General features: G+C 35.3%; 9 protein-coding genes. 4 read left to right on the forward strand and 5 right to left on the reverse strand.

The features are described 5' to 3' along the window. Positions 1 to 71: 71 nt before the first annotated feature. Positions 72 to 1,541 (reverse strand): Na+/H+ antiporter NhaC, encoded by a 1,470-nt coding sequence (gene nhaC / locus ES677_RS05420; RefSeq protein ID WP_148380677.1) that lies wholly within the window; start codon positions 1,539 to 1,541, stop codon positions 72 to 74. A gap of 696 nt (positions 1,542 to 2,237) precedes the next feature. Further along, positions 2,238 to 3,437, reverse strand: a complete 1,200-nt coding sequence (locus ES677_RS05425) for an aminotransferase class I/II-fold pyridoxal phosphate-dependent enzyme (RefSeq protein WP_148370159.1) — start codon at positions 3,435 to 3,437, stop codon at positions 2,238 to 2,240. A 178-nt stretch (positions 3,438 to 3,615) separates the two neighbouring features. On the opposite strand from ES677_RS05425, the gene ES677_RS05430 reads away from it, so the two are divergent. The 3 genes from ES677_RS05430 to fabV all read left to right on the forward strand — a co-directional run bounded on the left by ES677_RS05430 (position 3,616) and on the right by fabV (position 7,071). Continuing rightward, positions 3,616 to 4,074, forward strand: a complete 459-nt coding sequence (locus ES677_RS05430; RefSeq protein WP_148370160.1) for an Lrp/AsnC family transcriptional regulator — start codon at positions 3,616 to 3,618, stop codon at positions 4,072 to 4,074. A 233-nt stretch (positions 4,075 to 4,307) separates the two neighbouring features. Continuing rightward, positions 4,308 to 5,708 (forward strand): dihydrolipoyl dehydrogenase, encoded by a 1,401-nt coding sequence (lpdA, locus tag ES677_RS05435; RefSeq protein ID WP_148380678.1) that lies wholly within the window; start codon positions 4,308 to 4,310, stop codon positions 5,706 to 5,708. Positions 5,709 to 5,880: 172 nt separating this feature from the next. Further along, on the forward strand, positions 5,881 to 7,071 hold the full coding sequence (fabV, locus tag ES677_RS05440) for an enoyl-ACP reductase FabV (RefSeq protein WP_148370162.1): 1,191 nt from the start codon (positions 5,881 to 5,883) through the stop codon (positions 7,069 to 7,071). A 67-nt stretch (positions 7,072 to 7,138) separates the two neighbouring features. Here fabV and ES677_RS05445 read toward each other — a convergent pair whose 3' ends face one another. The 3 genes from ES677_RS05445 to ES677_RS05455 all read right to left on the reverse strand — a co-directional run bounded on the left by ES677_RS05445 (position 7,139) and on the right by ES677_RS05455 (position 11,511). Further along, positions 7,139 to 9,379 carry a transglycosylase domain-containing protein gene (locus ES677_RS05445; protein ID WP_148380679.1) on the reverse strand — a complete coding sequence of 747 codons (2,241 nt, stop codon included), beginning with the start codon at positions 9,377 to 9,379 and terminating at the stop codon, positions 7,139 to 7,141. A gap of 99 nt (positions 9,380 to 9,478) precedes the next feature. Next, complete coding sequence (locus tag ES677_RS05450) at positions 9,479 to 10,066, reverse strand: hypothetical protein (protein WP_148380680.1); 588 nt, start codon at positions 10,064 to 10,066, stop codon at positions 9,479 to 9,481. A 95-nt stretch (positions 10,067 to 10,161) separates the two neighbouring features. Further along, positions 10,162 to 11,511, reverse strand: a complete 1,350-nt coding sequence (locus ES677_RS05455; protein ID WP_148370165.1) for a DEAD/DEAH box helicase — start codon at positions 11,509 to 11,511, stop codon at positions 10,162 to 10,164. A gap of 414 nt (positions 11,512 to 11,925) precedes the next feature. Here ES677_RS05455 and ES677_RS05460 point away from each other — a divergent pair, with 414 nt between their 5' ends. Continuing rightward, entirely contained in the window at positions 11,926 to 13,278 is a 1,353-nt protein-coding gene (locus ES677_RS05460) for an anthranilate synthase component I family protein (protein WP_148380681.1), read from the forward strand. The last annotated feature ends 18 nt before the right edge of the window (positions 13,279 to 13,296 follow it).

Consider the following 13,296-nt stretch of genomic DNA (forward strand, 5'->3'; position numbering starts at 1 on the left):
AAATGAAATTCTTAATACTTATTACGTAATAGATTTAAGTTATAGCGTTTTAATAAAACGATAAATTTATCTTATTTATAAGTGAGCTCCTTAATTTTTATGTGGAAAGCGGCAAATAAAAGCGTTGTAAACGGACTCAGCCAATTAAATATGGCGTATATAAAATACTCGCCAACACCAACACCAAGAACGCCACTATGGTAAGCTCCACAAGTATTCCAAGGGATTAATGCCGAAGTTACCGTACCAGAATCTTCTAAGGTTCTACTTAAATTCTCGGGCGCTAAGTTTTTATCTTGATAGGCTTTTTTAAACATTTTACCAGGAATAACGATGGCTAGATACTGGTCTGAAGCGATTAAGTTTAGTCCTAAACAACTTACAACAGTGCTTGCAAAAAGTCCAAAGACACTAGACGCTAGTTTTAATAGTTCTTTGGTAATTCGCGATAATGCGCCAATACCATCCATAATACCACCAAATACCATTGCACAACATATTAAAAGGATAGTCCAAATCATTCCGCTCATTCCTCCAGAACTGAATAAATCGTTAAGTTTATCGTTTTCGGTTACAATCTGTACGTCGGATAAGATAGTGGTTACAATCGCTTCTGTTTTTGATGACGACAAACTATCTAAAATACCAGGTTGAAAAATAAAGGCAAATACAGCCGCTAATAAAACACCTACGGTAAGTGCTACTAATGGTTTTGTTTTAAAAAGTATCAGTGCTATAACGGCTACTGGAACTATAAATAACAAAGGCGTGATATTAAATGTGTTTTGTATGCTTCCTAAAAGCGACGTAACATCGGCTGTTCCTTTGGTTACAATAGTCGCACTCATTACACTAAAAACAATTAAAGTAATAATAAAAGTGGGTACCGTTGTTAGTGCCATATATCTAATATGAGTAAACAAATCGGTTCCTGCCATTGCTGGAGCAAGGTTTGTAGTATCACTTAGTGGCGACATCTTATCTCCAAAATAGCCTCCAGAAATTACCGCTCCGGCAATCATACCCGGATTAATACCCAAAGCACCACCAATACCTATTAATGCAATTCCTACGGTAGCAGAGGTGGTCCAAGAGCTTCCTGTGGCAATAGAGATTAACGCGCAAATAATAACAGAAGCTGGTAAAAAAATAGAGGGTTTTAAAACCTCTAAGCCGTAATATACCATCGCCGGAATAACGCCACTAACCAACCACGTTCCTGCCAAAGCGCCTACTAAAAATAAAATGAGTATCGGCACGAGAACACTTTTTAGATTCGACCAGATTTCTCGTATCATTAATGAAACGGTGACTTTATTAAATAAACCAACAACCGCCGAAACTGCGCCTCCTAATAATAATATAATCTGATTGGTATACGTGCCAAACCATTCTTGCCCGTCTACAAAAAAGATGTTATAAGCGAGTAAGCCCATAAGTATTACCACTGGAATTAATGCTTCAAATAGACTTAATTCTTTGTTATCTATAATAGTTTGGTCTTCTATTTCTATATTGGAAAGATTAGTATCGTCTTGCATTAAAGTTCGTTTTTAGGAGTGTAAGGTTACGATTTTCGATGTTGTTATGCAAATAAACAGAACTATCGAAGCCGATAAACTTTAGTTTTTAACATTACTGCAATAATTGTCTGTTTTGATTACGAATATTAAATAGTAAAAGAAGTGCTGCCAATAGAATATTCAATTAATGAGAAGTAGGCGTTAAAGAGTTTAGAGTCGGCGTTTATACGCTTTTTTTAAGTGTTTTTTTGCTCTAACTGTCACCTTTTTATTATAATTCACTCTTGGCTAGTGTGATAATTAATGCAATATATTACGAAGAGTAAAATTCTATTAAAAAGAATAGTGTCGGGATAATCAATATATTCTACAAGTCCATTTCCTTCGCGATGACCAGAAAAAAAAAGGATAATAAAACGCGCTGCTAAACACTCTAAAACAGCAATGGAATTGGTTTTTTCATTTTGCCTAACTTGAGTTGATTGGCTAAAAACACGCTCTGTTTATACTAGAGGCCCGATGATGTTAAGTGTCTTTTATTATTATCAATTTTATATTTTAAAAGAGTATTAGAAGAATCCTTCTCGTAAAATTAGTGAAACTATGAAAGGCGTAGGGGCTGAAAATAAATTGAGCCAGACTAAACAGCTGGCTCAATTAGAAGAGGTTAAAGAGACGCTTTAATCTCTTCTGTAGGTTTTAAAAACGAACGATTTAAATCACGTTTATTTCTTTCATACATGTTTTCATTATGTCGTAAGTCCGTTCAATATCGGCATCTAATCCAATAGAGAAACGAATTAAACCATCGCTTAATCCCATTTCTTTTTGTTCTTCTTCAGAAATTTCTGAAGATGTAGAACTTCCTGGTGCGCTAAATAACGTTTTGTAAAATCCTAAACTTACTGCTAAATAGCCTAAGTTTTTATCTTGCATTAATTCCATTAGTGCATTGGCTTTATCTAGCGATCCTACATCCACAGTTAGCATTCCGCCAAAACCGTATTGTTCGTTAATCATCTCTTTAAATATTTTATGAGAGGGGTGAGATTCTAAGCCCGGGTACACTGTTTTTAAACCTAAGTTTTCAAATTTTTCGGCTAAATACATAGCGTTTTTACTGTGCTGTTGTATTCTAAGGTGTAACGTTCTTAAGTTTTTTAAAACCGAAGCCGCGCGTAAACTATCCATAGTCGCTCCTAAAAGCATACAAGCTCCGTCATTAACACTTCTTAATTCGTTAATGAATTCTTGAGATCCGCAAACAACGCCACCAACAGTATCACTAGATCCGTTTATAAATTTTGTTAAACTGTGTATTACGATATCTGCGCCAAACTGAGTTGGCGAAATAGATAATGGCGAAAACGTATTATCTACAATCAATTGTAAGTTGTGTTTTTTTGCAATAGCAGCTAGGCCTTTAATATCGGCGACTTCTAATAACGGATTGCTTACCGATTCGCAATATAATACTTTTGTGTTTGGTGTGATTGCAGCCTCCACAACGTCTAATTTTGTGATGTCTACAAAAGAGGTTTTAATATTAAAACGGGGGGCAAAGTTTTTTAAGAACGCATACGTTCCACCATAAATAGTACGACTAGATACGATGTGATCTCCTGCACCACATAATTGCATTAAAACAGGAGTAATGGCGCCCATTCCAGAAGCGGTAACGTTTGCTGTTTCTGTACCTTCCATTGCCGCTAAAGCTTCACCTAAATATAAATTAGAAGGTGTTGTGTGGCGTGAGTATAAATGGCAACCGTCTGTGTTGCCTTCAAAAGTATCCATCATTGTTTTAGCCGATAAAAAAGTATAGGTTGAAGAGTCAGAAATTGATGGATTGACGCCTCCAAACTCACCAAAGTATTGCAAGTCCTGAATATTATTTGCGGGTTTAAATGACATAATTATTATATTTTATAGTGAATATGTTGTTTTATAATTACATCAAATGTGATAAATATTAGATAGAAAATCAATAGATAACTCATTAATTAGATTTATAATCTATAATAAGTTAATTTTATAGTTTAATTTTAATTTCAATCCGAATAAATAGCACTTCCGCTGAAAAATTTTCAAAATGACATTAGATACTATAGATAAAAAACTCTTAGGCTTACTCCAAAACGATAGTAAGCAAACCAATAAAGCTTTGTCGAATAAATTGAATTTATCGGTTACGGCCGTTTACGAACGGATTAAGAAACTAGAGAATCAAGGCGTAATTAATAAGTACGTAGCGTTACTAGCTAAAGAAAAAGCCGATAAATCGTTCGTTGCTTTTTGCCACATAAAACTCACGCAACACACGCAAAATAATATTGTAGAATTTGAAAATGCTATAAATAATTTAAACGAAGTTTTAGAGTGTTTTCATATTAGTGGTGATTACGATTATTTACTTAAAGTAATTGTAAAAGATATGGAGGCGTTTAGAGAATTTATGGTCGAAAAACTAACCACTATTAACCATATAGGGAGTACACACAGTATGTTTATGATTAATGAGGTGAAATATACAACGGCAATTTCAGTGTAAAAGGAGTTTGTAAACACTAATTTAGATATACTTTGTATCTTGTTTTAAGTAAAAATAATTAGAGCTGTAAGTAAATAGGAGCATTATTTAACCGTAGCGTTTCCGTTGTTAAAACAAATTAAAAATTCATCAGAAGTCATTGGCAAATCATCGTACAAAATTGTACTTTTGTCTAAATTTAATAGAGTACTATTTCAGCGAAGGCGAAATAATTTAAAAAATAATATACTTTTATGAGTAAATACGATGTAGCCGTTATCGGCTCAGGACCTGGAGGATATGTAGCGGCGATACGTTGCGCACAACTAGGAATGAAAACTGCAATTATCGAAAAATATTCAACACTTGGCGGTACGTGTCTTAACGTGGGGTGTATTCCAAGTAAAGCATTACTAGATTCTTCTCATCATTACGAAGATGCAGTAAAACATTTTGAAGAGCACGGTATCGAAATACCTGGCGAAATTAAAGTAAATTTAGAAAAAATGATTGCGCGCAAGCAATCGGTTGTAGACCAAACGACTGGTGGTATCGATTTTTTAATGAAGAAGAACAACATCGATGTTTATGAAGGTTTAGGTAGCTTTAAAGATGCTACTCATATTACTATAAAAGGAAAAGAAACTATAGAGATTGAAGCAAAAAACATCATTATTGCTACAGGATCAAAACCGGCGTCGTTACCATTTATTTCTATAGATAAGGAGCGCATTATAACATCAACTGAGGCTTTAAAACTTAAAGAAATCCCGAAACATTTAATTGTTATTGGTGGTGGAGTTATTGGTTTAGAGTTGGGGCAAGTTTACAAACGTTTAGGTTCTGAGGTGACGGTTGTAGAATATATGGATCGCATCGTGCCAACAATGGACAAAGGTGTTTCTAAAGAATTAAATAAGATTTTCAAAAAGCAAAAGCTAAAAATCAATACGTCTCACAAAGTAAAATCTGTAGAGCGTAAAGGGGATGAAGTTATTGTAAAAGCCGATAATAAAAAAGGCGAAGAAGTAGAAATTAAAGGAGATTACTGCTTGGTTTCTGTTGGTCGTCGTGCATTTACAGACGGTTTAAATGCTGAAGCTGCTGGCGTAAAACTTACAGATAGAGGGTTAGTAGATGTAAACGAACATTTACAAACTAGCGCCTCTAATATTTATGCGATTGGTGATGTTATCAAAGGAGCAATGTTAGCGCATAAAGCGGAAGAAGAAGGTGTTTTTGTTGCTGAAACGTTAGCGGGACAAAAACCACATATCGATTATAACCTAATTCCAGGTGTAGTTTACACGTGGCCAGAAGCGGCATCGGTTGGTAAAACCGAAGAGCAATTAAAAGAAGCAAAAATAGAATATAAAACAGGACAATTCCCAATGCGTGCTTTAGGTAGAAGTAGAGCGAGTATGGATTTAGATGGTTTTGTAAAAGTGCTAGCCGATAAAAATACAGATGAAATTTTAGGGGTACATATGGTGGGCGCTCGTGCTGCCGATATGATTGCGGAAGCAGTTGTAGCGATGGAATACAGAGCAAGTGCAGAAGACGTTTCTAGAATGTCTCACGCACACCCAACATTTACGGAAGCAATTAAAGAAGCGGCATTAGCAGCAACTGATGATAGAGCTTTACATATTTAAGTCACATTGAATAGAGACTGATTACGACTATACATAGCAAAAAAGCGAACCCCACGGTTCGCTTTTTTCGTTGTAGTCCCGATATTAGTTATAAACACGAGGTTTAAGTTTTTTCATTACATATATATACGCTAAATTTGTTACAAACTACGATTAAATAAAACGGAGAAGAATGATTATAGAACCAAAAACACGCGGATTTATTTGCTTAACATCACACCCAGAGGGCTGTAAAAGCAATGTTTTAAGTCAGATAAATTATATAAAAGACCATCCCACAGCAAACGGACCAAAGCGCGTTTTGGTTATAGGGGCTTCAACAGGATTTGGTTTAGCATCACGAATTACTAGTGCTTATGGTTCTAACGCCTCAACTATTGGGGTGTATTTCGAAAAACCACCTACCGACGGGCGACCGGCATCTCCGGGATATTACAACTCGGCAGCCTTCGAGACGCAAGCACACAAAGACGGTTTGTATGCAAAAAGCATCAATGGCGATGCGTTTTCTAACGCAGTTAAAGCACAAACCATAAAACTGATTAAAGAAGATTTAGGGAAAATAGATTTACTAGTGTATAGTTTGGCTTCTCCTGTGAGACAACATCCTGATACGGGCGAAAAATTTAAATCGACTTTAAAGCCTATCGGACAAACATTTACTGATAAAACGGTAGATTTCCATACGGGTGAAGTTAAAGAAATTACGATTGAGCCGTGTAACGAACAAGAAATTAAAAATACAGTCGCGGTAATGGGCGGTGAAGATTGGCAGTTTTGGATTAATGCATTACAAGAAAATGATGCTTTAGCCGAAGATTTTAAAACTGTTGCTTATTCTTATATTGGTCCTTCATTAACGGAAGCGGTTTACAGAAAAGGAACAATCGGTCGTGCTAAAGACCATTTAGAAGCTACTGCTTTTAAAATTAAAGACCAATTAAAAGCTATAAATGGTGAAGCGTATGTTTCGGTAAATAAAGCTTTGGTAACACAAGCGAGTTCGGCGATTCCTGTAATTCCTTTATATATTTCGTTGCTGTACAAAGTAATGAAAGAAGAAGGCATTCACGAAGGCTGTATCGAGCAAATAGAACGTTTGTTTAATGAGCGTTTATATGCTGAAAATATGACCTTAGACAGTGAAGGTAGAATTCGCGTTGACGATTTAGAAATGCGTGAAGACATTCAAGCAAAAGTATTAGAGCTTTGGAAAATTGCAACTACTGAAACGTTGCCTGAAATTGGCGATTTAGAAGGGTATAATACTGATTTCTTTAATTTATTCGGATTTAAAGTTGATGGGATTGATTACGATAAAGATGTTAATGAAATGGTTACTGTTCCCGGATTACAGGAGTAATTATTACATTAATAGTAAAATTATATAAAAAAAAAGAGAACCATTTGGTTCTCTTTTTTTTATACTTTTAGTTTCCGAATAAACGCTTTAAAAAGCCTTTTTCCTTGCGTTTCTCTCTCTTTTTAGCTTTTTCTTGTTCTTTTTCGAAGGAACTTTCCTTGTTTTTAAACAGTTCGAAGAATTTTTCAACACCCGTTTTTTCTTTGAAATCTTCGCAGTCCAATTGGTTGCGTTCTTCTTCGGTAAGTGATACAAAAGAAGCTGTGAGCTCTTTTTTTAAGTCGGTATTTCGTTCTGCTTTTTGTAATGTTTTGGCAACTAAAGGCAAGGCCAGTGAACTTCCTGCTCCTAAACCATTATTAAAATGAATTTTTGGCGAATTACAACCTACGCGACTAACCACCACAATATTTGGGTTGTACCCCACAAACCAAGCATCGGTGTAATCTTGAGACGTTCCTGTTTTTCCAGCTAATGGTAATGATATGCCGTATTGGTTGCGTATGCGTTGTCCCGTTCCTCGAGCAATCGCATTTTGTAATATTTCGTTTATGTAAGCTGTGGTACGTTTAGAAAGTACTTCTTTTGGCTCTTGGTTTTTATGCGCGTAAAGTATGTCTCCCGAAGCGGTTTCAATTTTCACAATAGCGTAGGGTGTGGTCGTTTTTCCTGAATTTGCGAATACACTATACGCATTTGCAACTTCATAAATACTCGCGTTTGTGGTTCCTAAAGCTAAAGAAGGCACATTTTGTAATTTAGAACTAAAGTTTAAACGTGACCAAATTGTATCTAGCTTCGTGAAATTCGTTTCTAAATATAAATTTATTGTCGGAATATTTTTAGAATTTAATAAAGCACCTTGTAAGGAATATTTTCCTCCAAAAGTACGGTCGGCATTAGTGGGATTCCAATTTTTATAATCGCTCAGTTTAATAGAATCGTTATCTAAATAATAGCACGGTTGTTTGCCACTTTCGAAAGCGGTCGCGTATAAAATCGGTTTAAAAGTGGAGGCCAATTGACGTTGCGAAAAGATTTGGTCGTAAGCATAACGTTGGTTATCAATACCGCCAACATAGGCTTTTACTGCGCCTGTTTTTGGCGACATCGCTAATAATCCCGCGTGAAGAATTGTGTTTTCTAGTTTTAAACTATCTACAATACTAATAGAATCCGTTTCCAAACCTTTCCAATTAAATACCGATTGTCGGCTTTTTAGTTTGGCAGAATCGGGATGTATTTTCATCTGTTTTAATTGTGCTTCAACCAATGTGTTTAAGGCACGCTTTTGTGACGCATTACTATTGTACTGTGCTCTTATTTTTTCTTGCATCACACTTAAATGCGACTTGAAAGCGTCTGCAGCATACGTTTGTAAGTTTTCGTTTAAAGTGGTGGAGATAATTAAACCATCTTTTTCTAAATTGTATTTTGTTTTGCTGTTTTTATTGATGGAATCAATAATTTTCGAAGCTTCTCCTTTTACATAAGTCAAAAAATGGCCTGCGTTATTTTTTGATGTCAAATTATTGTAATTCAACTTTAACGGTATTTCACTCAATGAATCTGCCGTCTTTTTATCTAAATAATCGTAGCGCTGCATCTGACTTAACACCACATTTCTACGCATTACAGCGTTTTTAGGATTTTTCTTAGGATTATAGTACGTGTTGGCTTTTAAAATACCGACAAGCACCGCAGCTTCTTCAATGGTTAAATCGCTTACTTTTTTGTTGAAATAGCGTAAAGCGGCACTTTCAATACCATAAATATTTTCACCAAAAGAGACCGTATTAAAATAGAGAGTCAGAATATTTTCTTTGGAGTAGATAGATTCAATGCGTTTGGCTTGAATAATCTCCTTAACCTTATTTACAGGAAGACTCAAAAAACCGTGGCTACTTCTTCCCGACATATTTTTAGCCAGCTGTTGCGAAATGGTGCTTCCACCGCCAGAGCGTTTGTCGCCTGTAAGTATCGATTTAAAAATAACCCGTAATAAACTTCGGGTGTCTACACCATCGTGTTCAAAAAAACGCGCATCTTCAGTGGCAACTAAAGCATCTATTAAATGTTTAGGGAACTGCTCATAACTAGCGTTCGTTCGGTTTTTGTCGAAGTATTTTCCTAAAACCACACGATTTTCAGATAAAACTACCGATGCTGTTTCGTTTTTGTAGTTGATGAGTTCGTCTTCGGTATATATTTTACCGAAAACATTCCATTTTACAGCAAGAATAAAAAGGATAAGTATTAGGAATAAGCCAATTGCTATTTTTGCAATAAGGAGTAAAATGCGTTTCAAATATATTGAGGTTTTAAAAGCGGGAAATTATAATTTCTGAAGTTGCTAAGCAGTACACTTAACAAAAATTTATACCTTATTGAGATTCTATAAAAGGAATTATGTGTGGAGCAAGTCTCTAACTCGTAGTCGTTTGCCGTAGTCTAAATCGTTAACATCTCTAATAAAACAATGCACACTTACGTCTTTGTCTTTAGCCTTAGCCACAAGTTCTTTAGCGGTAAATGGTCCAAACTCTTTGAAGTTTTCGATGTAATAAAATTCGTGATCGTTAATGAGTGCTTTTGCTTTTTTATGATATTTCGATTTTAAGAAATGGGTAACGTCTTCTATAGAATTGATACCATCTTTAACCTTATCTTCATTAATAAATAAGGCATAATCGTCCTTATCTTGATGTTCTAAAACCAAGACATCCGTATCTTTAAAATAGGCTTTAACGGTTATATTTCCATCTTCAGTTTCAATCGAAAAAATATTCTTAAAATGTATCGACCAAGAAGTTTCACTCACAATATCGTTATCTTGAATAGTGAGAATATCTTCTTCTTTAAAGACGTAAGTGGCTTTTTTCTCTGAAATACCATTTACCAAAACCCAATTCTGATTGATAAATAAGGAATCATAATGAGTCTCGTAATTAAACGAAATAAGATTGGGAAGCAGTTCTAAAATTGGTGAAGGCATTAGTTTGGCGCATATGATTCAGAATAAAAATAACGAAAATAAATTACATTTATTTTAAATTTGTTGAGAATTATAACGCGAAATACCACTAAATTTTACTTTTTATTACGTTTGTTGTAATTTTTATCACCTCGAGTTTTTGGCTTTTTATACTTGGCAGCAATTTTAAATTTATAAGAACCTCCTAAGTTTTCTTTAGAGTTTTTTGCCGATCTTTCGTGGAAAGCTTCCCCGCGCTCTTCTAACGTTTTACGTTTATGAGGATTATTTCTTTCTTTTATTTGCGGACGTTCCTCTTCGATGAGTTCGGTAGAAATCTCTACGGTTTCAGGAATTTCTAATCGCTCGATTTTCATTTGCATTAAATCTTCAATCGCTTCTAAAGATTCCTGCTCTTTTTCAGTTGAAAATAAAATAGCCTTTCCTTCGCGTTCTGCACGACCGGTTCTACCAATTCTGTGCATATAGTTTTCAGGGTATTCTGGCGTATCAAAATTAACAACGTGTGTAATATTATCAATATCTAATCCACGCGCCATAACATCGGTAGCGACCAAAATTCTGTTAAATCCTTCTCTAAATTGTTCAATACTTCGCAGTCTGTAATTTTGTGTTTTGTTAGAGTGAATCACACACAATTCGTCGTGATAAAATGCGTCTAAACTTTCGAATAGACGATCGGCCATTTTTTTGTAAGCCACAAACACCAACACTTTATTATAGGTCTCTTTATCTCGAAGTAATTCTTTTAATAAATTAAATTTCGTGTAGTAATTGGGTACATCATAACGTGTTTGGTTAATGTTTTCTAATGGTGTCCCAGAAGTCGCAACCGATACTTTTTCAGGATGAATAAAGAAATCTGAAATTAACTCATCCACATCTGTCGTCATCGTTGCCGAGAACATAATATTTTGACGACGCTCTGGTAAAATATCGAAAATATTAATGAGTTGGTGTCTAAACCCTAAGTCGAGCATTACATCCACTTCATCAATCACTAATTTTTTAATCGATTTTAATTGTAATACACGGCTTAATGCCAAATCGTATAAACGCCCAGGAGTCGCCACAATAATGTCTTGACCTTGCGCAATCGCTTGTTTTTGCGTATTAATATTGGTGCCTCCATAAACACCAAGCACGCGCGTATTAATATATTTCGCTAGTTTTTCGATTTCGTCTACTACTTGCACCACCAATTCTCGGGTAGGCACTAAGATTAAAATACGCGGGTTTTCTTGCTTAGAATACGGTAAACTTTTAAGAATAGGCAGCATATACGCAAAGGTTTTACCCGTTCCGGTTTGTGCAATTCCCACCATATCTTTCCCGCCAGCGATAACGCCGTAAGCTTCGGACTGAATGGGCGTTGGCGTGGTAAAGCCTAAGTCGTTAAGTCCGTTGTATAATGAGGTATTTAAATTTAAATCTTGAAAAGTCACGCTATTATATTTTAATTATGCTGCAAAGGTAACTTTTAAAACTTAATCTGTTTTACATTCTTGCGTTTTTGGTGAAAATGGTGTTAAATACTATTTAAAATGGTAGTATGCGTTGTATTCTATTCCATTTAAAACCCAAAATAAGGCAATCTCTAAACGGTTTAGACCTACAAATATTGAAACGATTATACCATAAATCACAAATGTCCGATTTTAAATAGTTTAATTTTATTAATCTTAGTAAAATCCGGGAGTGCTAAGCTCTTAAAAGAATAACTTTCTTAGTAGTAATTGATTTAAGTAGGATGGCGTGCACATTTTTTAAAAATTCTATTTACTTTTTGGAAATTTAGAACCCCGTCGTCATTCTTGATTTTAAAAGTGAAGCGGTATTGTGTCTTTTATTGGACAATAATGAGCGTAAATAGCTTAATTCTTAATAAATTTGTCATCAACAGTTATAAAATAGTAGTATTGAGGAATAAGTCGGTATATAATAAGGAGGACATAGCTGCCTTTAAGCGTAAACTTTTAGTATGGTCGCAACAATTTGACGATGTCGTTTGGTTAGATTCTAATAACTACACGCAACAGTATTCTAGTTATGACGCCGTTTTAGCGGTCGATGCGTTTACAGCCATCCAAACCGATTATCAAGAGGCCTTCAATACTTTAGATGAGTACCAAAAAAGTACTAAAGATTGGATTTTTGGCTATTTAACCTACGATTTAAAGAATGATACCGAAGCGTTACAATCTCGTAATTTCGACGGATTAGGCTTTCCTGATTTGTATTTTTTTCAGCCGAAGAAACTCTTTTTAATCAAAGGAAATACCGTAGAAACACAATATTTAAAGGCTGTTGAAGACGAGCTGGAAAAGGACTTGTTAGCGATTGAAGACCAAAAAGAAAATCCAACAACTTCCGAAACGTCTACGCTAAAAATGAAGCAACGCATTCCTGAAAAGGCTTATTACGATAAGTTAAACACACTGTTAACTCACATTCACCGTGGCGATATTTACGAGGCTAATTTTTGTCAGGAGTTTTATGCCAAAAATGCCACCATAAATCCATTAGAAACGTATTTAAAACTGAATGCCATTTCAAAACCACCATTTGCAACCTTCTTAAAATCGGGAGATAAATTCTTACTATCGGCAACACCAGAGCGGTATTTAAAAAAGGAAGGCACTAAAATAATTTCGCAACCTATAAAAGGAACTGCAAAACGAGAGCAAGAGAGTACCAAAGATGAAGCTTTAAAAAACGCATTAGGGTCCGATGAAAAAGAACGCAGCGAGAATATAATGATTGTCGATTTAGTACGTAACGATTTATCGCATACCGCAAGGCGTGGCAGCGTAAAAGTGGAAGAATTGTGCAAAATATATTCTTTCGAGCAAGTGCATCAAATGATTTCTACCGTAGTTTCAGAAGTTGAAGAAACCACAAGCCCTATAAAAATTCTTCAAACGACGTTCCCAATGGGAAGTATGACAGGCGTTCCAAAAATTTCAGCCTTAACTATTATTGAAAAACTTGAAGAAACTAAACGGGGATTGTATTCTGGAGCCGTAGGTTATATTACGCCAGATGGTGATTTTGATTTTAATGTGGTAATAAGGAGCATTCTATATAATACAACCAAAAAATACGTCTCCTATTCCGTTGGTGGTGCGATTACTGCAAAAAGCAATCCTCAAAAGGAATATGAAGAGTGCGGTATTAAGGCTAAAGCAATGCGCGACGTACTCGAAAACTAGTTTTACTATATTTACGGT

The organism is Bizionia gelidisalsuginis, assembly GCF_008086185.1.
Classification (GTDB): domain Bacteria; phylum Bacteroidota; class Bacteroidia; order Flavobacteriales; family Flavobacteriaceae; genus Bizionia; species Bizionia saleffrena.

Excerpts from the sequence above, each read along its gene's own strand:
- fabV (WP_148370162.1), top strand. The coding sequence starts at position 5,881 with ATGATTATAGAACCAAAAACACGCGGATTTATTTGCTTAACATCACAC.
- ES677_RS05425 (WP_148370159.1), bottom strand. The coding sequence starts at position 3,437 with ATGTCATTTAAACCCGCAAATAATATTCAGGACTTGCAATACTTTGGT.
- ES677_RS05450 (WP_148380680.1), bottom strand. The coding sequence starts at position 10,066 with ATGCCTTCACCAATTTTAGAACTGCTTCCCAATCTTATTTCGTTTAAT.
- ES677_RS05430 (WP_148370160.1), top strand. The coding sequence starts at position 3,616 with ATGACATTAGATACTATAGATAAAAAACTCTTAGGCTTACTCCAAAAC.
- ES677_RS05460 (WP_148380681.1), top strand. The coding sequence starts at position 11,926 with ATGAGCGTAAATAGCTTAATTCTTAATAAATTTGTCATCAACAGTTAT.
- lpdA (WP_148380678.1), top strand. The coding sequence starts at position 4,308 with ATGAGTAAATACGATGTAGCCGTTATCGGCTCAGGACCTGGAGGATAT.
- nhaC (WP_148380677.1), bottom strand. The coding sequence starts at position 1,541 with ATGCAAGACGATACTAATCTTTCCAATATAGAAATAGAAGACCAAACT.